The organism is Pseudomonas sp. Pseusp11, from assembly GCF_047304405.1.
Taxonomy (GTDB): Bacteria; Pseudomonadota; Gammaproteobacteria; order Pseudomonadales; family Pseudomonadaceae; genus Aquipseudomonas.
This window is the reverse complement of record NZ_JBGLZF010000017.1, coordinates 114,615-137,301: the sequence shown is the minus strand read 5'-3', so window position 1 is coordinate 137,301 and position 22,687 is coordinate 114,615. Positions and strand designations below refer to the sequence as shown.

The window sequence follows — 22,687 nt, the reverse complement described above, 5'->3', positions numbered from 1 at the left end:
CGGCATCATTTTGTTGCGATCGTAGAGAATTCCTGCATGAAGTTGGCTGTCTGGGCGACAGGGCGCGTCGTTGGCTGCAAACAAGTGCTGCTTGCCGGCCTCCTCTGTTTGTTGACGGGCGTTGCCTGTGCTGAGTCGGAAACTATCGTGAGCAAAGCCGACCAACGTGCCAGGTCGGTCACTCAGGTGGTACTCGGGATCCTCAGTTATGCCCGATGGCCTGTTGAGCCCCAACAACTGCGCCTGTGCGTGGTCGGCCCCACTGAATACACCGACGACCTGGTCAAAGGCACCACACAAGCCACGGGACGACCAGTTACTGTACGACGGTTGCTGGCCGATAACCCGGCCATCGCCAGTGAATGCGATGCGGTGTACATCGGCAAGCTGACAGGCGATGAACGCAGTCGGCTATTCGCCTCGTTGATGGGACGCCCGGTGGTGAGCATCAGCGAAGGCGGCGATCAGTGCACCGTCGGCAGCCTGTTCTGCCTGCGGGTCGGTGATGAACAGGTGTCCTTCGAGGTCAACCTCGACTCGGTCGCTCGCAGCGGTGTACGCATTCACCCCAGTGTGCTGCAACTGTCGCGCCGCAAGCCGGCGGCGCCATGAGTCTATTCAAACCTCGTATACGTCCGACCCTGGGGTCGGTTATCGGCCGTGGACATTTGATTGTCGCCCTGGTGGGCGTGGCCATGGCCAGTGTTTCATTGACTCTGCTGGGTGTTCTGGCTTTGCGGGTCTATGCCGATCACAACCTGCATCTGATTGCCCGTTCGATCAACTACACCGTGGAAGCCGCGGTGGTGTTCAACGACAAGGCCGCCGCCACCGAAGCGCTGGCATTGATCGCCTCCACTGAAGAAGTGGCTGATGCGCAAGTGATGGACGAGCAAGGCGAGTTGCTCGCACGTTGGCAACGACCGGAAACGGGGTGGCTCTCCGATCTTGAAATGCAGATCGCCCGAACGATTCTGGAAAAACCCATCAGCATGCCGATCACTCATCAAGGTCGGGAAATCGGCAGCATCTTGCTCATCGGTCACGGCGGCAGCCTGATGCGCTTTTTGCTCAGCGGTCTGGTCGGAATCGTCTTGTGTACCGCTGTCAGTGCCTGGGTAGCGCTTTATCTAGCGCGTCGGCAATTGCGAGGGATCACCGGCCCGTTGCGCAGCCTGGCTGCCGTGGCTCACGCCGCCCGTAGCGAACGGGCCTTCGACCGGCGCGTACCGCCCGCCGACATTGCCGAACTCGACAACCTGGGCAACGACTTCAATGCCTTGCTCGACGAGCTCGAGTCCTGGCAGACCCATCTGCAAAGCGAAAACGAAACCCTGGCCCACCAGGCCAGCCATGACAGCCTTACCGGGTTGCCGAATCGGGCGTTTTTCGAAGGCCGCCTGATGCGCGCCTTGCGCAATGCCGGCAAGCTGGATGAGGGAGTGGCCGTGCTGTTTCTCGACAGCGACCGGTTCAAGGAGATCAACGACAACTTCGGTCACGCTGCCGGTGATGCAGTGCTCATCGCCGTGGCGACCCGGGTTCGTGCGCAGTTGCGTGAAGAGGATCTGGTTGCGCGTCTGGGCGGCGATGAGTTTGCCGTGCTGTTGACGCCGCTGCACAAGATAGAAGACGCCGAACGGATTGCTGACAAAATCATTGCCAGTATGGACGCGCCAATCCCGTTGCCGGGCGGTACCCAGGTGTTGACTTCACTCAGCATCGGCATCGCCGTGTACCCGGATCATGGGCTTACGCCCGGTGCGCTGCTCGATGCTGCAGATGCCGCGATGTATCAGGCCAAACGCCTTTCCCGAGGCGCTCACCACACGGCAGGGTCGGAGCACTCTGTCGCCGATGTTCAAACCAGGAGCTAATTTCTGTGTTCACATTCACTCAGCGTTCTCTGCGATTTTTTACGATGACCTTATTCATGACCCTGCTGGCATTGACCGGTTGCCAGACGACACCGCAGAAAGGACTGACCCCGGAGCAGATCGCTGTGCTCAAGCAGCAAGGTTTCGAGATGACTGACGATGGCTGGTCGTTCGGCCTGTCCGACAAAGTGCTGTTCGGCAGTGATGTCGAACACCTCAACCCCAGCAGTACCGAGATCGTCGAGCGTATTGGCAAGGCATTGTTGAGTGTGGGAATCGAGCGCGTGCGGGTCGACGGTCACACCGATGCCTCGGGCAAAGAGTCCTATAACGAACAGCTTTCCCTGCGTCGCGCGAAAAGCGTCGGCGATGTCTTGGCCGCTGTCGGCATAAAAGAACAAAACATCCAGCTACGCGGCCTGGGCAGCAGCAAGCCCGTCGCCTCCAACGCCACCGCGGCCGGGCGCACCGAGAACCGCCGGGTGTCGATCGTGGTGAGTGCCGATTAATCGGCGAACACCATCTCCCGGCTTTCCCCCATCAACAGCGCATGATTCTGCTCGGTGACGGTACGGATGTAATCCCACAACAAGGTGATCCGCTTGAGTTTGCGCAGGTCCTCCCGGCAGTACATCCAGAACTTCAAGGAACTCAGGTTTTTCCCAATGTTTACGGGGTTAAACCTTTATGAATCGCTTTTTAGAATGCTCTGCTGTTACAAGTCCTGTACCAATTCTTGTAGGTTCTTCGAGACCCACCACGAGACTCGCTAAACCGTATCTCTACAGACGCAACGGCATTTACTACATACGCCTCAGGGCTACTGGCAGCACCACTGAGTACGCTTCGGTTTCCCTTAAGACCAGCAATAGGCGTGACGCATTAGACGCTTCAGAACAGCTCGCGGGGGCTGTCAGGACGTTCCATTTGGCAAACCCAGAAGCCTCTAGGGGGAAGCTGAAAGAGCATTTCCGTTTGGCCTCAGCGGAGCTGTTTGAGTTTGGACGTGATGGCGACGTTACGCAGGTGTGGGGTGGTCTGCATGACAGCAACACTGGCCCTGTGGGCGGCTCGCTCAGTTACCCCAAGTCCGCAAAGAGCGCTTCGCTATCCCTATCTGTAATCGCCCCAGCAGTGACCTTTGAGGCCCTTTCATCGCTCTACTTGGTCGACCGTGGGCAAGATCAGAAGGCATCGACCCTGAAGGAAACCAAGATTTGCCACGGCACCATCTCTGCGGCCCTTGGTGAACTAGATATGCGGACTCATTCACGGGCTGACCTCGTCGCGCTGCGTGATCGTCTTGGAGATGGTCGCATGCCCTCAACGGTCAATAAGCTGATCGTGAAGCTATCGGCTGTCCTCGCATGGTCAGTTGAAAACGGTCACATATCCAAGTCATACGATAAGAAACTGAAGCTCACTAAGGGCCTTGAGTCGAGCCGTAAGGCGTTCACACAGGATCAGGTGTGCATGCTGGTGGCTTATTCCAACACGCTCCCTGAGTCATCATGGAAGCGCTGGCTATTGAGCCTTGGTGCCATCACTGGCGGGCGCCTCAATGAAATCTCACAGTTGACGGTAAGTGACGTGCAGGCCCTTGCTTCAGGTATCACCGCTATACACATCAACGAGGTAGGTGAAGGAAAGTCGATCAAGAACAAACGCAGTGAACACGGGCTTTGAGTTGGGAATACCCACTCGCGGAGATGCTTCTACACCAGTGCGAACCCATAGGCACTGTCAGTCAGTGGCACCAATCAAATCGTCTTCCATCACGCACGCACCATATACTGTATGCGCGCACACCATATAGCTCGGGGGCGATGTTCAATCAGTCTGCGATGGGGGCCTGCCTTCCACGGCGAAATGGCTTCCAGTTTCTGCACTGCCGACGCTCCTTGGCTATACACGTCATAGGTCACAGTGCCAGTCTCGTGAACAACGAGTTCAGCAATGATCGTGCCCGCAATACTAGCCCTTACTAGCTGAGTAATTGCTGTCATGCGGATGCTGTGGAAGACGTGGTGCGACCCTAACCTCGAAAGACATAAAGATTTATCCAGTACACTCCAGACTCCGCAGTGAGGTGATATGGATGTCCAATAGGAAGAAGGGAAAACGCAATCAAGATCCAAAGATCCCACGGGATCACTTTGTAATCGGCCAAGCTGCTGGCGTGGTGTCGAGTCTGACTTTTACAATTGACCCCATCACAGGCATCCCGAACATCTTGGAACTCGACCCAACCTCGTTACGCACCCAGATATCCCACGCTCGCGAGAACGGAAAAGACGACAAGGTGTTGTTCTCTTCACCCACAGACGGTTTTGCTGCACTGGGGGAAACCTTTCTTGAGCAGTTGCGTAAGAAGTTTGACTACCTAGTAGCAGTAGACACCAACACAGAGGTGAGTCGAATCGATGGCTTCAAGGTGAGTGCATGTTTCATTTGCTGCATCATTGATCCGCTAGCCGCACTGAAAGATGAAGTGCCGTACCAGCATCTTGCAAGCTACCTCATTCTTGACTCAGGTGATGAGGGCAACGCAGAGCGCCTAGGCTGGCATCTGGTAGCTACAGTACACATCAATACCCCGTATCTCCGCACAAAGCGTGTGGGCGTGATTGTTGACAGTGAGTTGGCGGACCACGTCGCGATCAACGCCAGAACGAATCCTTACTACGGCAGTCATCTGCTGCCACAAAACATGTCATTGATCTACGCATCAAGTGACAAAATAGAAACCTTCGCCAACGAAATGATCAGGATGAATGACAAGAACTCATCTCACTTTATGAAGACTGTGAAAGAGATGGGACTATCGACATTGCAACTTAAAGGTGGGGTGAAGATGGGAACCGCGACGTGCTACTGCATCCAACCCATCAAGCGTGACGCACTGAAGAAACAGCCTCAACCTTAACCTCGGAAAACCAAATCGAGCCGCTGAGCAGCACCAAAATCCCTTGGCATTTCTCAGACGCACTTTGCCCTTGAAGTCCCAACCAGCGGCGAGATGATCTAGGCTTCCCGAACCATCACTCAAGGACGATAGCCATGTCAGACAACCCCGAAGCCAACATCGCGGCAGCAGACACTCTCACGCTTATCCTGCATAACCAGCACGCCATCTGTGCCGCCATTGAAGAGATCACCATGTGGCTCTCTGAGAATGGAGGCGGGAGTGTTGCTGCTAACGCAACAGGGGCCATGGAAACGCTGGATTCGAATGCTCAAGGGATCACTGACGCCATTCTGCGGCTGAGGCAGTCCTAACCACTGAACTTCAGGGGTTAGAGGTACCTGTTGGTTCGCCGCTTGACCGCAGTCATCGACAGCGACAACTAAGCTCCTAAGTGTCCACGGTTACAGTACAACGTAGGGTACAAGGAATATTCGATGTCTCTAAGACCGGATGAAACGATTCAAAAAATTCTCATTTCAACAACAAGTAGATTTGTAGGAGAGTACGAGAGCCCCGACCTTCTTATTGCTCACGCTTGGGGTGGATTTGCCAGTCCGCTAAGCTCCATAAGAGAGGAAGAAAATCCGGCTTCGCGAAGCGCTTTCATTGTCTCCTTTAAAACGCAACCTTATGTAAAGGCGCCAGGAGTAGTTGTTCCAGATTATTCACCGATTGGTGATGTCATGTGCTCCTATCTGTCCGTTTTGTTCGGCAAGCGATTTGACTGTCATGGCCTTATTGAAGGGTCAGGTTTTTTTCATACGCCAGACTTGAATTTGTATAACGGCATTTGCAATCATCGACTTTCATTCAATTCACATCAGCCGAGAAAGTGTTTTGGCATTCCTTTGAGACTGGAAAATATATCTGTCTTCCGCCCGCTCTTGTTTAGCGAAGTTGCGGATGAGAAACTGATTTCTATCATAAGAACCGCTTGCAAGTTTTACCACCAAGCACTTCAAAGCGCTGAGCACGACCCGGAAATTGGGTACTTGAACCTAATAACTGCAGGTGAAATAATGTCCAGCTGTTTTGAGTTTACCGACGATGAGGTTTTAGACTCTGAAACTATTAATATGTTGGAAGCAATAAGAAATGGGTTGGGTGGGGGCAAAAAAATAGCAAGTCATCTCCGTGGTCGTATGCTTTCAGTTAAAAAAAGATTTGTACGCTCGTTAATTCAGTTGTTAGCCAGCGATTTTTTTGAGGGTTCGGAGTCTTCACACGATTTTAACCAATTTAAATCGGATGCTATTGAGTCGAATATCAAATCAGCTTACGATCTTCGAAGTCGATATGTTCACACGGGCGTGTCATTTGGGCAGTGGGTTAGAACTTCAAATGGAAGGGGTGATATCCAGTTCGGACGGCCTGTTGTGCCTGATAAAGACTATGCACGAACTTTGGAGAAAGCTCCAACTTTCCAAGGGCTTGAAAGGCTTATTCGCTACTGTCTCCTGCGTATGATTGAATCAAAGGGGGTGGCGGATTTTTCGAAATTACCGATAGGTTTGGAGAAAATGGTTGATTAGATCGCTGTAGGTATTCCCTTAAATTGCGGACCCTATTGAGCACTTCTATTTTCAGACCTGTCAGATGGTCCACATAACCAAGCGACAGTTTTTAGGGCTTAGGCACGAAGAGACAATCCGTTTGCTCTCGAGAAACGTCTTTCATCCTGATCAGCTACGTGGGCTTCAGACTCCTGACTCTAGCGTTAGGAAAGCCACGTGGCGTCTTTTCAGAACATACATCTTACTGATGCATTTCACCCTCACTCCCTTGGGAAATCTGTTTGGCTTACCGTTGTGGGCTTGGTGGAAATCCCTCGAAAAAACTCAGAGATCACCGTTATAGGTTATCGGGTCTTTGCCAATCCCAATGTCTTCACGGACGGCATTAAGTAACGCAAGGGCTTTCTCTCGAACGTCTGACCATTCATACACCACCGTTCCATGACTGATTTTTAGTAGGTGGTCTATGAGGTTGTCCTGAGCATCCATCACAGACTGAGGCGCAAGCATGGCGAGATATCCGTAAACCTTCATTCGCTGCTCATTGAACTCATCAAAGCGTGCTCCTGCTTCGGCTGCGATCAACCTTCCTTCTCCGTGGGAATCGAGGGCTGAGAGAAGCCTTGCGACTATTTCAATAACCGCCCGGTAAATCAGTATTTTGTCGTTCTGAAATCGAAGAGTGCTTTCTTTGATTACGTCGAGGTCTCGTTTCGCCGCTTCAAGCTCCATGGTCAACTGGTGGGTTTCGTTCGCCAATATTCGGCCCGCCCAGACCTTCCCTAACCAAGAGGAGAGGGCGAAGACAATGACCCCGCCACCGCCGAGTGAGAAGATTGCAGCACCCATCAGTTTTAATATTTCTTCCCAGCTCATGATTGGTTCCCTTGACGTAGTGCTTGAGTATGGCCGAACCCAGGCAGGCGCTTGCAGGACACCTTGAGAATCTGCCAGAAAATTCTGAATGACCAACTCAATCCGGGTATGTCCACGCCCCCCCCTCGCGTGAGCGTTCGCGTGCACATGCGCGTCTCTTGATGAGGGACTTTGAGGCGCTCTTAGGTGTTACAAGTCCCGTATCAACCCCTGACACAAAACCTTGGCAAAGGCCTGCTGACCTCGTTACGATGCGGTCACCTGATTCCTTGAAACTCTGTCAATCGGCGAACAGCATCTCCCGGCTGTCGCCCATCAACAAACTCTGATTCTGCTCCGTCACCTCGCGGATGTAGTCCCACAACAAGGTAATCCGCTTGAGCTTGCGCAGGTCCTCCCGGCAGTACATCCAGAACTGCCGGGTGATGGTGATCTCTTGCGGTAACACCGGCAGCAATCGCGGATCCTGAGCCGCCAAAAAGCACGGCAGAATCGCCAGTGACCGTCCTTGCTGCGCCGCCACGAACTGCGCGATCACACTGGTGCTGCGCAGATTGGCACTGGCACCGGGCAGCACATTCGCCAGGTACAGCAGCTCCGAGCTGAACGCCAGATCGTCCACATAACTGATGAATTGATGCTTGCTCAAATCTGCCGGGCGGCGGATCGGTGGGTGCTTGTCCAGATAATCCTGGGTCGCGTACAGCTGCAATCGATAGTCACAGAGTTTGCAGCAGACATAAGGGCCGTGTTCGGGTCGCTCCAGCGCAATGACGATGTCTGCCTCGCGCTTGGACAGGCTGATGAAGTGCGGCAGCGGCAGGATGTCCACCGAGATCGCCGGGTAGGCGTCGACGAAATGGCTCAGCTGCGGAGTGATGAAAAAGCTGCCGAACCCTTCGGTACAGCCCATGCGCACATGCCCGGACAGTGCGACGCCTGAGCCCGAAACCTGCTCGCAGGCCATGTGCAGGGTGCTTTCGATCGACTCGGCATAACCCAGCAGGCGCTGGCCTTCAGCGGTCAGGACGAAACCGCTGGTGCGGGACTTCTCGAACAACAGCGTGCCCAACGAGGCCTCGAGCGAACTGATGCGCCGCGACACGGTGGTGTAGTCCACCGCCAGGCGTTTGGCCGCAGTGCTGGCCTTGCGTGTGCGGGCAACCTCGAGGAAAAACTTGAGGTCATCCCAGTTCAACGAGCCTAAAGACGTGATGTTTTTTTGCATGATGGACCGGCTTTTATGTGCGTTCTTATTAGAAGTTTGCACATCTATACTCCAAAAACAGTCCGACAACCAAATCGCGACACACGCCTCATCTCAAGGCGACTTTCTCGCCTTGGCTCCCAAGATAGCTCTCTAAATAAGAACAACGTCCCGGAGACCCGACATGAACGCATCGCTAGAAACCACCGTACAAAAGGTCAAGTTATTGATCGATGGCGAGTGGGTCGAATCCCAGACCACCGAATGGCACGACATCGTCAATCCGGCGACCCAGCAAGTGCTGGCCAAAGTCCCGTTTGCGACCGCTGCTGAAGTCGATGCCGCCATCAGTGCCGCTCATCGCGCCTTTCAGACCTGGAAGCTGACGCCAATCGGCGCGCGGATGCGCATCATGCTCAAGCTTCAGGCGCTGATTCGCGAGCACTCCAAGCGTATTGCCGTGGTACTCAGCAATGAGCAGGGCAAAACCATCGCCGATGCTGAAGGCGATATCTTCCGTGGCCTGGAAGTGGTCGAGCACGCTTGCTCCATTGGCAGCCTGCAAATGGGCGAGTTCGCCGAGAACGTCGCTGGCGGTGTCGATACCTACACCCTGCGTCAGCCGATCGGCGTCTGCGCCGGTATTACCCCGTTCAACTTCCCGGCGATGATTCCGCTGTGGATGTTCCCGATGGCCATCGCCTGCGGCAACACCTTCGTGCTCAAGCCTTCCGAGCAGGATCCGATGTCGACCATGCTGTTGGTGGAACTGGCGATTGAAGCCGGCATTCCGCCGGGTGTGCTCAACGTTGTTCATGGTGGCAAGGATGTGGTCGATGCGCTTTGCACCCACAAGGACATCAAGGCTGTTTCGTTTGTCGGTTCGACCGCGGTCGGCACGCATGTCTACGACCTGGCCGGCAAACACGGCAAGCGCGTGCAATCGATGATGGGCGCCAAGAACCACGCCGTTGTGCTGCCTGATGCCAACCGCGAGCAAGCGCTCAATGCACTGGTCGGCGCCGGTTTCGGTGCGGCCGGGCAACGCTGCATGGCCACTTCCGTGGTGGTGCTGGTGGGCGCTGCAAAACAATGGCTGCCGGATCTCAAGGCGCTGGCGCAGAAACTCAAGGTCAATGCCGGCAGCGAACCAGGCACCGATGTTGGTCCGGTGATTTCCAAACGAGCCAAGGCGCGGATTCTCGACCTGATCGAAAGCGGTATCAAGGAAGGCGCCAAGCTGGAACTGGACGGTCGCGACATCACTGTTCCGGGCTACGAACAGGGCAACTTTGTCGGTCCGACTCTGTTCTCTGGCGTCACCCCTGAGATGCAGATCTACACTCAGGAAATTTTCGGCCCAGTGCTGGTGGTGCTGGAAGTCGACACCCTCGATGAGGCCATCGCCCTGGTCAACGCCAACCCGTTCGGCAACGGCACGGGTCTGTTCACTCAGAGCGGTGCGGCGGCGCGTAAATTCCAGTCGGAAATCGACGTTGGCCAGGTCGGCATCAACATCCCGATTCCGGTGCCGGTGCCGTTCTTCAGCTTCACCGGTTCCCGTGGTTCCAAACTTGGCGACCTCGGTCCGTATGGCAAGCAAGTGGTGCAGTTCTACACTCAAACCAAGACCGTCACCGCGCGTTGGTTCGATGACGACAGCATCAACCACGGTGTGAACACCACCATCCACTTGCGTTAAGGAGCCGGACATGAAAATTGCTTTTATCGGTCTCGGCAACATGGGCGCGCCGATGGCGCGCAACCTGATCAAGGCCGGCCATTCGCTGAACCTGTTTGACCTCAATCAAACCGTGCTGGCCGAGCTGGCTCAACTCGGCGGCACCATCAGCACTTCACCGAAGGAAGCATCGAAAGACGCGCAACTGGTGATCACCATGTTGCCGGCAGCGGCCCATGTGCGCAGTGTCTGGCTGGGTGAAGACGGTGTGCTGGCGGGCATCGCCAAAGGCGTGCCAGCGGTGGATTGCAGCACCATCGATCCGCAGACGGCGCGAGATGTTGCCGCGGCGGCCGCAAAGCAGGACGTGGCCATGGCCGATGCTCCGGTTTCCGGTGGCACTGGCGGTGCAGCGGCCGGGACGCTGACCTTCATGGTCGGTGCCACGCCTGAACTGTTCGCCACTCTGCAACCGGTGCTGGCGCAGATGGGCCGCAACATCGTCCATTGCGGCGAAGTTGGCACCGGGCAAATCGCCAAGATCTGCAACAACCTGCTGCTGGGGATTTCCATGGTCGGTGTCAGCGAAGCCATGGCCCTGGGCAGCGCCTTGGGTATCGACACAACTGTGCTGGCGGGCGTCATCAACAGTTCAACCGGGCGCTGCTGGAGTTCTGAGATGTACAACCCGTGGCCGGGCATCGTCGAAACGGCGCCGGCCTCGCGCGGTTATACCGGCGGTTTCGGTGCTGAACTGATGCTCAAGGATCTGGGGCTGGCCACTGAGGCGGCACGTCAGGCGCACCAACCGGTCGTGCTCGGCGCGGTGGCCCAGCAGTTGTATCAGGCGATGAGCCTGCGTGGAGAAGGGGGCAAGGACTTCTCGGCGATCATCAACAGCTATCGCAAACCCCAATAAGCGTTTGTGGCGAGGGAGCAAGCTCCCTCGCCACAGGATTCATGCATGCCTCTTTACCGAGAGACCACGTCGGGTGGTCTCTCGGTTTTTTGCATCAGGCAAACACGAAATACTTACGCACGGTTTCAACCACTTCCCACGTGCCTTTCATGCCCGGTTCGATGACGAAGATGTCACCGGCGCGCAGGTGGATCGGCGCCATGCCTTCCGGGGTGATGATGCAGTAGCCTTCCTGGAAGTGGCAGTATTCCCACTTCACGTATTCCACATACCACTTGCCCGGCGTGCAGATCCAGGTGCCCATGATCTTGCTGCCATCTTCGCTGGTGTACGCGTTGAGGTTGACGGTGTGCGGATCGCCTTCGAGCTTTTCCCATTTGCAGGCGTCGAGCACGGGCAACGGGTGAGTGTCGCGAAGAACGGTAATCGGTGCGGTCATGTGGACTCCGGGCCTTGGAATATAGAAAGTGGTACTGAAGAACTGAAGTCGCACCCTATAGCGCCCATGCTCCGCTCAGTTGTCTGTATTCGACATCGAGCTGTCCAGAAACGCGCGCTACCCTCAAAGACTTTCCAGCGGACAATCGATTCGGGCCTGCAGGAAGGTGCTCTCGAACTCGACCAATTGCTCGTGTTGGTGCCTGAGTGCAGCGATCTTCTCGCTGATTTCACGCTTCTTGGCATCGATGGCCTGCTGCGCCAATGACCAGGGCATCGCCCGGCCTTGATGCCCGGTAAAGATCGCCTGTAATTCCTTGAGCCTGAAACCCAATTGTTGAGCGCACTTGATGAGGATCAGCAGGTCGACGCTTTGTTGGTCGTAGACACGGTATCTGCCTTGCCGCTGAGCGGCAGGCAGCAAGCCGATCGACTCGTAATGACGGATGCTCTTGATTGTCGTCCCGGAGCGTTGTGCGGCTTGGCCGATGTACATGAAAAGTCCCTTTTTGCGGTGGTAACACCCGGCGCATTATCGGCACACTCAGTGGCTGGCGATAGCCTGGGCTTGCCGTAACCAGGCCTCACGCTGACTCTCGCTTGCACCGAGAATCGGGCCGAACGTGAGTGTGCGCCGGGGTTCGATGCCGCAGAAGGCGAGGGTGGTTTTACGTATCTGGTGCAGCCCGGGCATGCGGTAGATCCAGCGGTAATACCAGGGTGGTGTGTCCATGGTCACCAGTAAATGTGCGCTGCGACCGCGCAGGAGTTTGTCGGGGAAGGCTTTGCCTTCGCGGTACTTGAAGGCGAAACCCGGCAGGAACACCCGATCGAAAAAGCCCTTGAGCAACGCCGGTACGCCGCCCCACCAGATCGGGTAGACCAGGGTTAGGTGCTCAGCCCACAGAATGTCCGCCTGAGCGCGGCGCAGGTCGGCTTCCAGTGGCTGAACCTGTTGATACCCTTCACGCAGTACCGGATCAAAATCCAGTTTGCCCAGAAATAACTGGCGCACCTCATGCCCGGCACGCAACGCCGATTGTGCGTAGCGTTCGGCCAGTGCGCCGCAGAAACTGTTGCTCGAAGGATGACCGAGAATTACCAGAATTCGTTTGCTCATCGTAGCGGTCCCTGAAGATGAAACCTCAAGGGTAAAGTCTGCCCCTCAGGGGAGAGTCAAGGCGTTCAGCAAGGCCTGGGCATAACGGGGCTGTACGGTGAAGTCCCGGGCGCACAGCAATAGTTTGCGGCGAGCCCACGGCTCTTCCAGTGCGACGTTTTTGAACGGCGTTTCAGCCGGCCAGCGTTCCACCGCCGCCAAGGGCACGATCGCCAGCCCGGCCCCCCGGGCAACCATGCGCATCACGCCCTCGAAACCATCGGCGCGGATGCGGACCTGCATCCGCAAGCCGCTGTGCAGGGCCTGTTCTTCCAGGTAAATGGCCAAGGCACTGTTGGCGTTCAGGCCGACGTAATCGTGGTGCAAAGTGGCGCTGAAGCTGAATGGTCCGGTGTTGGCCAAGGGGTGATCAAGTGGCAGGATCAACACCAGCGGATCGTCACGGAAATAGCGGGTTTGCAGGCCGTCGGTATCCACGGCGTCGGACACGATCCCCAGGTCTGCCGCGCCCTGGCGCAAGGCGTGGGTGATGCGTGTGCTGGGCAGTTCCTGCAGGTCGATGTCGAGGTTCGGATGGTCGCGCAAAAAGTCCGCCAGCAATTCCGGCAGGTACTCGGTGATCGCTGTGGTATTGCACAGCAACCGCACCTGGCCTTTGACGCCTTTGGCGTATTCGATCAGGTCCTGCTGCATGCGCTCGGCCTGTTGCAGAAGAACTCTGGCGTGCTGCGCCAGGGCCTTGCCGGCCGGAGTGGGGCTGACACCGCGGCGACCTCGCTCAAGAAACTCGATGCCCAGTGAGGCTTCCATCGCGCGGACTCGTGCACTCGCCGCCGCCAGCGACAAATGGCTGCGGGCGGCACCGGCGGTGATGTTGCCGGTGTCGAGGATATTCAAGTAGAGGCGCAGGTCGGTGAGGTCGAAGTGCATACAGAATCCCGGATCGTTCCCACGCTCTGCGTGGGAATGCCTCGCTGGACGCTCTGCGTCCGCTTCGGCAAGTGACGCGGAGCGTCACGGGCTGCATTCCCACGCAGAGCGTGGGAACGATCATTGCCTCTTGGTAAGCAAGAGGCAGCCTCAGTATATGGCAGATTTTCAAGGCGCCCTTCAGGGACCACGATAGCCCCATGAATACACTTGCCGCGTTTTATCAAAATCTGGGCTTGGCCCTGTCTTTATTGGTTATCGCCACCTTCCTGCTGGCCGGGATGATCAAAGGCGTGATCGGCCTCGGCCTGCCGACCATTGCCATGGGCCTGCTCGGCCTGGCTATGGCGCCGTCGCAGGCTGCGGCGTTGTTGATCATTCCCGCGACGCTGACCAACGTCTGGCAACTGGCATTCGGCGGTCATTTGCGCGGGTTGCTCAACCGGTTATGGCCGATGCTGCTGGCGATTTTCATTGGCACTGGTGCTGGCACAGTGTGGATCGGCATGGCCGGTGGACATTGGGTGGTACGGGGGCTGGGGGCGGCGCTGTTGATTTACGCCTTGAGCGGGTTGTTCCTGCCGACCTTGCGCGTCGGCGGTCGCACCGAGCGTTGGCTCGGTCCGCTCTGCGGTGTGCTGACGGGCGTCATCACCTCGGCCACCGGCGTCTTCGTGATTCCGGCGGTGCCTTATCTGCAAGCGCTGGGCTTGAACAAGGATGAACTGGTACAGGCGCTAGGCCTGTCGTTCACTGTCTCGACTCTCGCGTTGGCCGCCGGCCTGTTATGGCGCGGCGCCCTCGGCGGTGGCGAGTTGAGCGCGTCGCTGCTGGCGCTGATCCCGGCGGTGCTCGGCATGTTGCTGGGGCAATGGCTGCGCCAGCGGATCAGCGCCGTGTTGTTCAAGCGCGTGTTCTTCATCGGCCTCGGCGTGCTCGGCGGCCACTTGCTGATCAGCGGCTAGCGGATGATGTGCTGAGCATCTCGATTGGGCGGATATCGAAATCCTGCTCCAGATATTCCATGCGCATGTCGAGGAACTGCTTCATATGGGGCAGGTTCGAGTGCACGTCCAGATGGGCCTGGGATTGCCAGATCTCGTAGAAGATAAACAGCGTCGGGTCCTGCTTGTCGCGCAGCATGTGGTACTCGATGCAACCGGGTTCGGCGCGACTCGGTTCGACATAGGCACGGAAGAACGCTTCGAAGGCCTCGGCTTTTTCCGGGCGGGTCTTGGCGTGCAGGATGAAGCCTTGCAGCTCGCTCATCAGAATCTCCTAAACAGTCAGAATCGGCGCAAGTTTATGGCAACAATCGCTTGTTGATTCGTGCGTATAGGTCAAATGAATTTTGCGGATGGAGCGCTTATTCCGCGCGAGGCTGATCGTTAGGCTGCCGCCATCGATTCCAACCTTGCGAGATTTCTCATGAAAAAAGTCCTGTTGCTCAATGGCGGCAAAAAATTTGCCCACTCCGATGGTCGCTACAACACGACGCTGCACGAAGCAGCGTTGAGCGTGCTGGATCGCGGTGGTGTGGATGTGAGAACCACGTTCATCGACGAGGGCTACGACGTCGCCGAGGAAGTCGCCAAATTCCTCTGGGCCGATGTGATCATTTATCAGATGCCAGGCTGGTGGATGGGCGCGCCCTGGACGGTCAAGAAGTACGTCGATGAAGTCTTCACAGCGGGCCACGGCAGCCTCTACGCCAGCGACGGTCGCACACGCTCCGACGCGTCGCAGAAGTACGGCAGCGGCGGCTTGTTGCACGGTAAAAAGTACATGCTGTCGGTGACCTGGAACGCACCGCAGCAAGCCTTCGACGACTCGACCGACTTCTTCGAAGCCAAGGGCGTGGACGCGGTGTACCTGCCGTTCCACAAGGCCAACACCTTCCTCGGCATGACCGGTTTGCCGACCTTTTTGTGCGTCGATGTGATGAAGCGCCCGAATATCGAAGCGGATGTGGCGCGTTATGAGCAGCACTTGACCGAGGTGTTTGGCCTTAAGGCATGACGCTCGGCTACTATCGAAAGTCTGAACCTATGGCGAGGGAGCTTGTGTGGCGAGGGGGCTTGCCCCCGTTCGGCGGCGAAGCCGTCGTAATATTGGTAATCGCGGACTGCCTGAGTCAACGCGTTTGCAGGTTTTAGGTCCGCTTTGCGCCCCAACGGGGGCAAGCCCCCTCGCCACACAAGCCCCTCCACAGTAGAACGGTGCAGGACTATCGATAAGGGACACACGTGAAAGCCAGATCCGATGAGTTGCAGATTTTCGTCTGCGTGATTGAGTGCGGGTCGATTTCGGCTGCGGCTGAGCAAGTCGGGCAAACGCCGTCGGCGGTCAGCCGCACGCTGTCGCGGCTGGAGGCCAAGCTCGATACCACGCTGATCAATCGCACCACACGGCGCATGGACCTGACCGAAGAGGGCAAATATTTCTTCGAGCACGCCAAGCTGATTCTCGATCAGATGGACGAGCTCGAAGAGCGCCTGTCCTCACGCCAGCAAACCCCGTCCGGGCGACTGCGGATCAACGCCGCGTCGCCGTTCATGCTGCACGCCATCGTGCCGTACATCGATGAGTTCCGCCGTCTCTACCCGGACATCCAGCTCGAACTCAACAGCAACGATTTGATCATCGACCTGCTCGAACAAAGCACCGACATCGCCATCCGCATCGGCACGCTGGCAGACTCGACCCTGCACGCCCGCTCCCTGGGTTGCAGCCCGCTGCACATCGTTGCAAGCACAGCGTATCTGGAACAACACGGCGTACCGAGCGCTGTCGAGGATTTGAGCGAGCACACGCTGCTGGGCTTTACCCATAACGAAGGTCTCAACCAATGGCCACTGCGCTATGTCCATGGTGACCGCTGGCCGATTCAAGCGTCGATCAGTGCGTCGAGTGGCGAGACGATCAGGCACCTGGCGCTGGCCGGTCAAGGCATTGCCTGCCTGTCGCACTTCATGACCATCGACGACATCCGCGCCGGTCGCTTGCAGGTGCTGCTGGCGGAGTTCAACAGCGGTTATCGCCAACCCATCAACGCGGTGTACTACCGCAACTCGCAACTGGCCCTACGGATCCAGTGCTTTCTGGACTTTATCCAGGGCAAATTGGCGGCTTATGCGATTGCCGATTTCAGGGGCTGATTCGCAGACCGCGTGATCGTTCATTGCGAGCAGGCCGCCCATTCACTGGCCCGCCCGCCGTCAATTCCGTAACATCCGCGTCCCTCTTTTCCCGCCTGTATTTTTAGGTAAGCCATGAAACCCAAACGTCTGCGCGCCGATGTCCTGGCCGGACTCACCACCTCTTTCGCCCTGCTCCCCGAATGTATCGCTTTCGCGCTGGTGGCCCACCTCAATCCATTGATGGGGCTTTACGGCGCTTTCATCATCTGCACCCTGACTGCGCTCTTCGGCGGACGGCCAGGGATGGTGTCTGGTGCCGCCGGCTCGATGGCGGTGGTGATCGTCGCGCTGGTGGTGCAGCACGGTGTCCAGTACTTGCTGGCAACGGTGCTGCTGGGCGGGCTGATCATGCTGGCGTTTGGTCTGTTGAGGCTGGGCAAGTTGGTGCGCATGGTGCCGCACCCGGTGATGCTTGGCTTCGTCAACGGTCTGGCGATTGTCATTGCGCTGGCCCAGTTGGAGCACTTCAAGAGCGGTGAGGCCTGGTTGAGTGGTGCGCCGCTGTACATGATGATCGGGCTGGTGGTGCTGACGATGGCGATCGTCTACCTGATGCCGCGCCTGACGCGGGCCGTGCCGCCGGCGCTGGTGGCGATTCTGGGCGTTGGGCTGGCGGTTTACCTGCTCGGCCTGCCGACCCGTACCCTGGGCGACATGGCGCACATTGCCGGTGGCTTGCCGGGTTTTGCGCTGCCAGACATCCCCTGGAGCCCGGAAACCCTGCGCATCATCGTCCCTTACGCGATATTGATGGCGGTGGTCGGCTTGCTGGAAACCCTGCTGACCCTGAACCTCACCGACGAGATCACCGAGAGTCGCGGTTATCCGGATCGCGAGTGCGTGGCATTGGGCGCTGCCAACGTGGTCTCTGGTGTGTTCGGCGGCATGGGCGGCTGCGCGATGATCGGGCAAACCGTGATCAACCTCAGCTCCGGCGGTCGCGGTCGGCTGTCCGGTGCGGTGGCCGGGGGGATGATCCTGCTGTTTGTGCTGTTCCTTTCGCCGCTGATCGAGCGCATCCCGCTGGCCGCACTGGTCGGGGTGATGTTCGTGGTGTCGCAGCAGACGTTCGCCTGGGCTTCGCTGCGGGTGCTGAACAAGGTGCCGCTGAACGATGTCTTGGTGATCATCGCGGTCACGGTGATTACGGTGTTCACCGATCTGGCCATCGCCGTGTTGTGCGGGATCATCATTGCGGCGCTCAACTTTGCCTGGCAACACGCTCGCGAGCTGTATGCCGACAGTCACGTTGAAGCCGACGGCAGCAAGCTCTACCTCCTGCACGGCACGTTGTTCTTCGCCTCGACGACGCCTTTTCTCAACCAGTTCGATCCCGCCAATGATCCGTCCGTGGTCACCGTCGACTGTCGCCACCTGAGATTTGTCGACTACTCGGCCATCGCCGCGCTGAAGACATTGCGCGAGCGCTACACCAAGGCTGGCAAGCAGCTACGCGTACTGCACCTGTCCGAACGCTGCAAGAAACTGCTCAAACGCGCCAGCGAGCATCACGACTGACGCGCGATCGTCTCAAGAGCGGACGCTGATCGTTGATCAGCGTAGGGGGATGAAAGTTCCACTATCCGATTTTCATAACCCGCGATCTCCCATACCTCTGCACGACATCCCTTACCCCTCCACGAAAATTACTTTCACTTAGTTTGAAAGTATCTCGTCGAAATGATTTATGAGTTTCACAACCCATTCGACGTGACCCTTTCGAGGAGTACCGCATGACGCTTTCCTTCGGCTATTGGCTGTTGGTTTACGCCGCCATCGCCATCATTGCGCTGATCGTTCTGATCGCCCGTTACCGGATCAATCCCTTCATTGTGATCACCCTGGTGTCTATCGGCCTGGCGCTGTTGGCGGGGATGCCGCCGTCGGGTGTGGTGGGGGCGTATGAGGCCGGGGTTGGCAAGACGCTGGGGCACATTGCGCTGGTGGTGGCGCTGGGCACGATGCTCGGCAAGATGATGGCCGAGTCCGGCGGTGCGGAGCAGGTGGCGCGCACCTTGATCGACCGTTTCGGTGAGAAAAATGCCCACTGGGCGATGGTGTGTATCGCCTTTCTTGTAGGGCTGCCGCTGTTCTTCGAGGTCGGATTTGTCTTGCTGGTGCCGATCGCATTCACCGTGGCGCGGCGGGTGGGCGTGTCGATTCTGATGGTTGGTTTGCCGATGGTTGCGGGGCTTTCGGTGGTCCACGCGCTGGTACCGCCGCACCCGGCGGCGATGCTGGCGGTGCAGGTTTATCAGGCGTCGGTGGGGCAGACCTTGCTCTACGCGATTCTGATCGGTATTCCGACCGCGATCATCGCCGGTCCCCTGTACGCCAAATTCATCGTGCCGCGCATTCAACTGCCGGCCGATAACCCCCTGGAACGCCAGTTCCTGGAGCGTGAGCCGCGCGATAGCCTGCCGGGTTTTGGTGTCACCATGGCCACCATTCTGTTGCCGGTGGCGCTGATGTTGATCGGCGGCTGGGCCAACCTGATCTCCACGCCGGGTAGCGGTTTCAATCAGTTCCTGCTGTTCATCGGCAACTCGGTGATCGCCTTGCTGCTGGCGACCTTGCTGAGTTTCTGGACCCTCGGCCTGGCCCAGGGCTTCAATCGCGAGTCGATCCTCAAGTTCACCAATGAATGCCTGGCGCCGACCGCCAGCATCACCTTGCTGGTTGGTGCCGGTGGTGGCTTGAATCGGATTCTGGTGGACGCTGGCGTCACCAATCAGATCGTCAGCCTGGCCGATGAATTCCAGTTGTCGCCGCTGTTGATGGGTTGGCTGTTCGCCGCGTTGATGCGCATCGCCACCGGTTCCGCCACCGTGGCCATGACCACCGCTTCGGGGATTGTCGCGCCGGTGGCCATTGGTCTGGGTTATCCGCATCCGGAGTTGTTGGTGCTGGCGACGGGGGCGGGGTCGGTTATCTTTTCCCACGTCAACGACGGCGGCTTCTGGTTGATCAAGGAATACTTCAACATGACCGTCACCCAGACCTTCAAGACCTGGACAGTGCTCGAGACGCTGATCTCGGTGGTCGCCTTCGGCCTGACCGTTGGCCTTTCTCACCTGCTTTAGTCGGAGCCATCCGCCATGGACATCCTCTATCAGATCCGCGCTCGTCAGGAATCCTTCAGCGCCGGCGAAGGACGTATCGCTCGGCTGATGCTCGACGACGTAGGATTTGCCGCGTCCGCCAGCCTCGATGAGTTGGCGCAGCGGGCGGAAGTCAGCACCGCCACGCTGTCGCGATTCGCCCGCACGGTCGGTTGCCGCGACCTGCGGGATTTGCGCCTGCAACTGGCCCAGGCCAGCGGCGTCGGCAGCCGCTTTCTCGACCCGGCGGGCACGCCCGAACAGTCGGCGTTCTACGGGCAGATCGTTGGCGATATCGAGTCGACTTTGCGCCAGCACCTGGCGGCGTTCGATGAGTCGCGCTTCGCCGATGCGGTGAAATTGCTGGGCAAGGCGCGGATGATTCACGCCTTCGGCATGGGCGGCTGCTCGACCCTGTGCAGCGATGAACTGCAAGTGCGCCTGGTGCGCCTCGGCTACCCGATTGCGGTGTGCCACGACCCGGTGATGATGCGCGTCACCGCCGCCAGCCTCGGCGCCGAACACGCGCTCATCGCCTGCTCGCTAACCGGTATCACGCCCGAACTGCTCGAAGCAGTGGAGCTGGCGCGCAGCTACGGCGCACGAATTCTCGCCATCACCCGTGCCGACTCGCCATTGGCGCAACTGGCCGATGTGCTGTTGCCGCTGCAAAGCGCCGAGACCTCGTTTATCTACAAACCCACGGCGGCGCGCTACGGCATGTTGCTGGCCATCGACGTGCTCGCCACCGAGCTGGCGCTGGCCAGTCCTGAAGACAATCAAGAACGTCTGCGGCGGATCAAACTGGCCCTGGACGACTACCGCGGCGGCGACGATCGCTTGCCGCTGGGAGACTGACATGATGTACGACACGCTGATCCGCAATGCGCTGATTATCGATGGCAGCAACACCCCCGGTTACCCCGCTGACGTGGCGATTCTGAATGGCCGCATCGAGCGAATCGGCGATTTGCACGACGCTCGCGCCATCGAAGAAATCGAGGCCGCTGGCCGAGTGTTGGCGCCGGGTTTCATCGATGTGCATACCCACGACGATACGGTGGTGATTCGCCAGCCGCAGATGCTGCCAAAACTCAGCCAGGGCGTGACCACGGTGATCGTCGGCAATTGCGGGATCAGCGCATCGCCGGTGAGTTTGCGCGGTGATCCGCCGGACCCGATGAACTTGCTCGGCACCACCGCTGCGTTTGTGTATCCGCGCTTCAGCGACTATCGCGCCGCCGTCGAAGCGGCCAATACCACGCTGAACGTGGCCGCGCTGGTGGGGCACACCGCGTTGCGCAGCAATCACCTGGATGATCTGTATCGCACCGCGACCGCCGATGAAATCAGCGCGATGCGCGAGCAATTGCGCGACAGCCTTGAAGCCGGTGCCTTAGGTTTATCCACAGGCCTGGCCTACGCCAGCGCCTTCTCGGCTTCCACCGAAGAGGTGATGCAACTGACCGAAGAGTTGACGGCATTCGGCGCGGTTTACACCACGCATTTACGCAGTGAATTCGAACCGGTGCTGGAGGCCATGGACGAGGCGTTCCGCATCGGACGTCACGCACAGTCGCCGGTGATCATTTCCCACCTCAAATGTGCCGGCGCCGGTAACTGGGGCCGTAGTCCGCAACTGCTGGCCTCGCTTGAGGAGGCTGCGAAATCTCATCCGGTAGCTTGCGATTGTTATCCCTACGCGGCGAGTTCTTCGACGCTGGACCTCAAGCAAGTCACCGACGCCCATCGCATCACCATCACCTGGTCCACGCCGCACCCGGAAATGGGGGGGCGGGATCTGATGGACATTGCTGCCGAGTGGGGCACTGCGCTGCTCGAAGCCGCCCGCCGACTGCAACCGGCGGGGGCGGTGTATTACGGCATGGACGAGGCCGATGTACGAAGCATCCTCGCGCATCCGCTGTCGATGATCGGCTCCGACGGTTTGCCGGAAGACCCGTTTCCGCATCCACGCTTGTGGGGCGCGTTCCCACGAGTGCTCGGACATTTCAGTCGCGACGTCGGCCTGTTTCCGCTGCACACCGCCGTGCACAAGATGACCGGGTTGTCGGCTGCACGCTTTGGCTTGAAGGAACGTGGCGAGATTCGTGAAGGGCATTGGGCGGATCTGGTGTTGTTCGATCCTGCGACGATTCGCGATGTGGCCGACTTCAACGATCCACAACGGGCGGCGCAAGGGATTGATGGAGTGTGGATCAACGGAGTCTTGAGTTATCGCGACGGGCAGGCGAACGGCAGAAGGGAAGGGCGATTTCTGGCGCGGGAGGGGGATTTGCGTAAAGGGTTTCATTGATCGCGCCTTCGTAGACGCTGCCAAAGGTTCGGGCCGCGTTCGGACGATCTTTTGATCCAGGTCTCATGGTGGCACATTGCAGTTAAAGAAAGCCGTCGCCAAGCCGAAGCGCTGACATCCAGCCCAGCCACACTGGGCTCATTCAGTCAGGGAGTTACCCCCATGAGTTTCGGCAAAACCACCCCGATCCTGCGGATTTTCGATGAAACCAAGGCTTTGGAGTTCTACGTCGAGTTTCTGGGGTTCAAGATTGATTGGCAGCACCGCTTCGAGGCGAACCTCCCGCTGTACCTGCAAATCTCCCGTGGCGAATGCGTACTGCATCTTTCCGAACACCATGGCGACGCGACACCGGGCTCAGCCCTGCGCATCGAGACCGATGAGCTGGAGGCTTTCCAGCAGCAATTGCTGGCCAAGGAATATAAGTTTGCGCACCCACAAATCCAAGCGATGCCGTGGGCCAGTCAGGACATGACCGTGGCCGATCCGTTTGGCAATCGGTTGGTGTTTACCAATGCGATTAGTGTTTGAGGCAGCAG

General features: G+C 58.0%; 24 protein-coding genes and 1 pseudogene. 17 read left to right on the top strand and 8 right to left on the bottom strand.

What is annotated here, in order from left to right:
• Window positions 1-36: 36 nt before the first annotated feature.
• Genes ACCC96_RS16215 through ACCC96_RS16205 form a run of 3 tightly spaced genes read left to right on the top strand, consistent with a single transcriptional unit; the run spans window position 37 to window position 2,386 of the window.
• Window positions 37-612, top strand: coding sequence for a YfiR family protein (locus ACCC96_RS16215; RefSeq protein WP_019651014.1), 576 nt, complete (start codon window positions 37-39; stop codon window positions 610-612).
• Entirely contained in the window at window positions 609-1,877 is a 1,269-nt protein-coding gene (locus tag ACCC96_RS16210; protein ID WP_258672305.1) for a diguanylate cyclase domain-containing protein, read from the top strand. Before ACCC96_RS16215 ends, ACCC96_RS16210 begins: the two co-directional genes overlap by 4 nt.
• 5 nt (window positions 1,878-1,882) lie before the next feature.
• Window positions 1,883-2,386, top strand: a complete 504-nt coding sequence (locus ACCC96_RS16205) for an OmpA family protein (protein WP_258672307.1) — start codon at window positions 1,883-1,885, stop codon at window positions 2,384-2,386.
• Here the strand turns inward: ACCC96_RS16205 and ACCC96_RS16200 are convergent.
• Window positions 2,383-2,520, bottom strand: a pseudogene (locus tag ACCC96_RS16200) (LysR family transcriptional regulator); the annotation flags it as partial. The gene ACCC96_RS16205 and the pseudogene ACCC96_RS16200 overlap by 4 nt on opposite strands.
• 284 nt (window positions 2,521-2,804) lie before the next feature.
• On the opposite strand from ACCC96_RS16200, the gene ACCC96_RS16195 reads away from it, so the two are divergent.
• The 4 genes from ACCC96_RS16195 (at window position 2,805) to ACCC96_RS16180 (ending at window position 6,377) form a co-directional block, all read left to right on the top strand.
• Window positions 2,805-3,563, top strand: coding sequence for a hypothetical protein (locus tag ACCC96_RS16195; protein WP_413696296.1), 759 nt, complete (start codon window positions 2,805-2,807; stop codon window positions 3,561-3,563).
• Between the two features lie 412 nt (window positions 3,564-3,975).
• Window positions 3,976-4,803 carry a hypothetical protein gene (locus ACCC96_RS16190; protein WP_413696295.1) on the top strand — a complete coding sequence of 276 codons (828 nt, stop codon included), beginning with the start codon at window positions 3,976-3,978 and terminating at the stop codon, window positions 4,801-4,803.
• Between the two features lie 134 nt (window positions 4,804-4,937).
• Entirely contained in the window at window positions 4,938-5,156 is a 219-nt protein-coding gene (locus tag ACCC96_RS16185; RefSeq protein ID WP_413696294.1) for a hypothetical protein, read from the top strand.
• A 123-nt stretch (window positions 5,157-5,279) separates the two neighbouring features.
• On the top strand, window positions 5,280-6,377 hold the full coding sequence (locus ACCC96_RS16180; protein WP_413696293.1) for a hypothetical protein: 1,098 nt from the start codon (window positions 5,280-5,282) through the stop codon (window positions 6,375-6,377).
• Between the two features lie 306 nt (window positions 6,378-6,683).
• On the opposite strand, the gene ACCC96_RS16175 is transcribed toward ACCC96_RS16180, so the two are convergent.
• Entirely contained in the window at window positions 6,684-7,235 is a 552-nt protein-coding gene (locus ACCC96_RS16175) for a hypothetical protein (protein WP_413696292.1), read from the bottom strand.
• A gap of 280 nt (window positions 7,236-7,515) precedes the next feature.
• Window positions 7,516-8,463 (bottom strand): LysR family transcriptional regulator, encoded by a 948-nt coding sequence (locus tag ACCC96_RS16170; protein ID WP_413696291.1) that lies wholly within the window; start codon window positions 8,461-8,463, stop codon window positions 7,516-7,518.
• A gap of 163 nt (window positions 8,464-8,626) precedes the next feature.
• Here ACCC96_RS16170 and ACCC96_RS16165 point away from each other — a divergent pair, with 163 nt between their 5' ends.
• Together ACCC96_RS16165 and mmsB are read left to right on the top strand one after the other, a co-directional pair.
• Entirely contained in the window at window positions 8,627-10,144 is a 1,518-nt protein-coding gene (locus tag ACCC96_RS16165) for a CoA-acylating methylmalonate-semialdehyde dehydrogenase (protein ID WP_413696290.1), read from the top strand.
• 10 nt (window positions 10,145-10,154) lie between these two features.
• Window positions 10,155-11,042 carry a 3-hydroxyisobutyrate dehydrogenase gene (gene mmsB, locus ACCC96_RS16160; RefSeq protein ID WP_019582621.1) on the top strand — a complete coding sequence of 296 codons (888 nt, stop codon included), beginning with the start codon at window positions 10,155-10,157 and terminating at the stop codon, window positions 11,040-11,042.
• A 94-nt stretch (window positions 11,043-11,136) separates the two neighbouring features.
• Here the strand turns inward: mmsB and ACCC96_RS16155 are convergent, their stop codons facing one another.
• The 4 genes from ACCC96_RS16155 to ACCC96_RS16140 all read right to left on the bottom strand — a co-directional run bounded on the left by ACCC96_RS16155 (window position 11,137) and on the right by ACCC96_RS16140 (window position 13,530).
• Window positions 11,137-11,481, bottom strand: a complete 345-nt coding sequence (locus tag ACCC96_RS16155) for a cupin domain-containing protein (protein WP_007900627.1) — start codon at window positions 11,479-11,481, stop codon at window positions 11,137-11,139.
• Between the two features lie 123 nt (window positions 11,482-11,604).
• Complete coding sequence (locus tag ACCC96_RS16150; RefSeq protein ID WP_019651017.1) at window positions 11,605-11,976, bottom strand: MerR family transcriptional regulator; 372 nt, start codon at window positions 11,974-11,976, stop codon at window positions 11,605-11,607.
• A 48-nt stretch (window positions 11,977-12,024) separates the two neighbouring features.
• Entirely contained in the window at window positions 12,025-12,600 is a 576-nt protein-coding gene (locus tag ACCC96_RS16145; protein ID WP_413696289.1) for an NAD(P)H-dependent oxidoreductase, read from the bottom strand.
• Window positions 12,601-12,645: 45 nt separating this feature from the next.
• Window positions 12,646-13,530, bottom strand: a complete 885-nt coding sequence (locus ACCC96_RS16140; protein WP_413696288.1) for a LysR substrate-binding domain-containing protein — start codon at window positions 13,528-13,530, stop codon at window positions 12,646-12,648.
• 200 nt (window positions 13,531-13,730) lie between these two features.
• Between ACCC96_RS16140 and ACCC96_RS16135 the strand changes: the two genes are divergently transcribed.
• Complete coding sequence (locus ACCC96_RS16135) at window positions 13,731-14,495, top strand: sulfite exporter TauE/SafE family protein (RefSeq protein WP_413696287.1); 765 nt, start codon at window positions 13,731-13,733, stop codon at window positions 14,493-14,495.
• Here ACCC96_RS16135 and ACCC96_RS16130 read toward each other — a convergent pair.
• The gene (locus ACCC96_RS16130) at window positions 14,485-14,799 is read right to left on the bottom strand and encodes a putative quinol monooxygenase (RefSeq protein WP_018929423.1); all 315 of its coding nucleotides are present in this window, start codon (window positions 14,797-14,799) and stop codon (window positions 14,485-14,487) included. The two genes, ACCC96_RS16135 and ACCC96_RS16130, sit on opposite strands and share 11 nt — an antisense overlap.
• A 159-nt stretch (window positions 14,800-14,958) precedes the next feature.
• Between ACCC96_RS16130 and ACCC96_RS16125 the strand changes: the two genes are divergently transcribed.
• The 7 genes from ACCC96_RS16125 (at window position 14,959) to ACCC96_RS16095 (ending at window position 22,679) form a co-directional block, all read left to right on the top strand.
• Window positions 14,959-15,549, top strand: coding sequence for an NAD(P)H-dependent oxidoreductase (locus ACCC96_RS16125; RefSeq protein WP_019651022.1), 591 nt, complete (start codon window positions 14,959-14,961; stop codon window positions 15,547-15,549).
• A 227-nt stretch (window positions 15,550-15,776) separates the two neighbouring features.
• Window positions 15,777-16,688, top strand: a complete 912-nt coding sequence (locus tag ACCC96_RS16120; protein ID WP_018929425.1) for a LysR family transcriptional regulator — start codon at window positions 15,777-15,779, stop codon at window positions 16,686-16,688.
• A gap of 114 nt (window positions 16,689-16,802) precedes the next feature.
• The gene (locus ACCC96_RS16115; protein WP_413696286.1) at window positions 16,803-18,248 is read left to right on the top strand and encodes a SulP family inorganic anion transporter; all 1,446 of its coding nucleotides are present in this window, start codon (window positions 16,803-16,805) and stop codon (window positions 18,246-18,248) included.
• Between the two features lie 215 nt (window positions 18,249-18,463).
• Window positions 18,464-19,813: a gluconate:H+ symporter gene (locus ACCC96_RS16110; protein WP_413696285.1), complete on the top strand. Its 1,350-nt coding sequence runs from the start codon at window positions 18,464-18,466 to the stop codon at window positions 19,811-19,813.
• 15 nt (window positions 19,814-19,828) lie between these two features.
• On the top strand, window positions 19,829-20,689 hold the full coding sequence (locus tag ACCC96_RS16105) for a MurR/RpiR family transcriptional regulator (protein ID WP_413696284.1): 861 nt from the start codon (window positions 19,829-19,831) through the stop codon (window positions 20,687-20,689).
• Between the two features lies 1 nt (window position 20,690).
• Window positions 20,691-22,148 (top strand): N-acyl-D-amino-acid deacylase family protein, encoded by a 1,458-nt coding sequence (locus ACCC96_RS16100; RefSeq protein ID WP_413696283.1) that lies wholly within the window; start codon window positions 20,691-20,693, stop codon window positions 22,146-22,148.
• Window positions 22,149-22,280: 132 nt separating this feature from the next.
• A complete protein-coding gene (locus tag ACCC96_RS16095) occupies window positions 22,281-22,679 on the top strand; it encodes a glyoxalase superfamily protein (protein ID WP_413696302.1) in 399 nt (132 codons plus the stop codon).
• Window positions 22,680-22,687 lie beyond the last annotated feature (8 nt).

Excerpts from the sequence above, each read along its gene's own strand:
- ACCC96_RS16140 (WP_413696288.1), bottom strand. The coding sequence starts at position 13,530 with ATGCACTTCGACCTCACCGACCTGCGCCTCTACTTGAATATCCTCGAC.
- ACCC96_RS16110 (WP_413696285.1), top strand. The coding sequence starts at position 18,464 with ATGACGCTTTCCTTCGGCTATTGGCTGTTGGTTTACGCCGCCATCGCC.
- ACCC96_RS16125 (WP_019651022.1), top strand. The coding sequence starts at position 14,959 with ATGAAAAAAGTCCTGTTGCTCAATGGCGGCAAAAAATTTGCCCACTCC.
- ACCC96_RS16175 (WP_413696292.1), bottom strand. The coding sequence starts at position 7,235 with ATGAGCTGGGAAGAAATATTAAAACTGATGGGTGCTGCAATCTTCTCA.
- ACCC96_RS16135 (WP_413696287.1), top strand. The coding sequence starts at position 13,731 with ATGAATACACTTGCCGCGTTTTATCAAAATCTGGGCTTGGCCCTGTCT.
- ACCC96_RS16215 (WP_019651014.1), top strand. The coding sequence starts at position 37 with ATGAAGTTGGCTGTCTGGGCGACAGGGCGCGTCGTTGGCTGCAAACAA.
- ACCC96_RS16180 (WP_413696293.1), top strand. The coding sequence starts at position 5,280 with ATGTCTCTAAGACCGGATGAAACGATTCAAAAAATTCTCATTTCAACA.
- ACCC96_RS16100 (WP_413696283.1), top strand. The coding sequence starts at position 20,691 with ATGATGTACGACACGCTGATCCGCAATGCGCTGATTATCGATGGCAGC.
- ACCC96_RS16210 (WP_258672305.1), top strand. The coding sequence starts at position 609 with ATGAGTCTATTCAAACCTCGTATACGTCCGACCCTGGGGTCGGTTATC.
- mmsB (WP_019582621.1), top strand. The coding sequence starts at position 10,155 with ATGAAAATTGCTTTTATCGGTCTCGGCAACATGGGCGCGCCGATGGCG.
- ACCC96_RS16145 (WP_413696289.1), bottom strand. The coding sequence starts at position 12,600 with ATGAGCAAACGAATTCTGGTAATTCTCGGTCATCCTTCGAGCAACAGT.
- ACCC96_RS16190 (WP_413696295.1), top strand. The coding sequence starts at position 3,976 with ATGTCCAATAGGAAGAAGGGAAAACGCAATCAAGATCCAAAGATCCCA.
- ACCC96_RS16155 (WP_007900627.1), bottom strand. The coding sequence starts at position 11,481 with ATGACCGCACCGATTACCGTTCTTCGCGACACTCACCCGTTGCCCGTG.
- ACCC96_RS16165 (WP_413696290.1), top strand. The coding sequence starts at position 8,627 with ATGAACGCATCGCTAGAAACCACCGTACAAAAGGTCAAGTTATTGATC.
- ACCC96_RS16185 (WP_413696294.1), top strand. The coding sequence starts at position 4,938 with ATGTCAGACAACCCCGAAGCCAACATCGCGGCAGCAGACACTCTCACG.
- ACCC96_RS16170 (WP_413696291.1), bottom strand. The coding sequence starts at position 8,463 with ATGCAAAAAAACATCACGTCTTTAGGCTCGTTGAACTGGGATGACCTC.
- ACCC96_RS16105 (WP_413696284.1), top strand. The coding sequence starts at position 19,829 with ATGGACATCCTCTATCAGATCCGCGCTCGTCAGGAATCCTTCAGCGCC.
- ACCC96_RS16150 (WP_019651017.1), bottom strand. The coding sequence starts at position 11,976 with ATGTACATCGGCCAAGCCGCACAACGCTCCGGGACGACAATCAAGAGC.
- ACCC96_RS16130 (WP_018929423.1), bottom strand. The coding sequence starts at position 14,799 with ATGAGCGAGCTGCAAGGCTTCATCCTGCACGCCAAGACCCGCCCGGAA.
- ACCC96_RS16115 (WP_413696286.1), top strand. The coding sequence starts at position 16,803 with ATGAAACCCAAACGTCTGCGCGCCGATGTCCTGGCCGGACTCACCACC.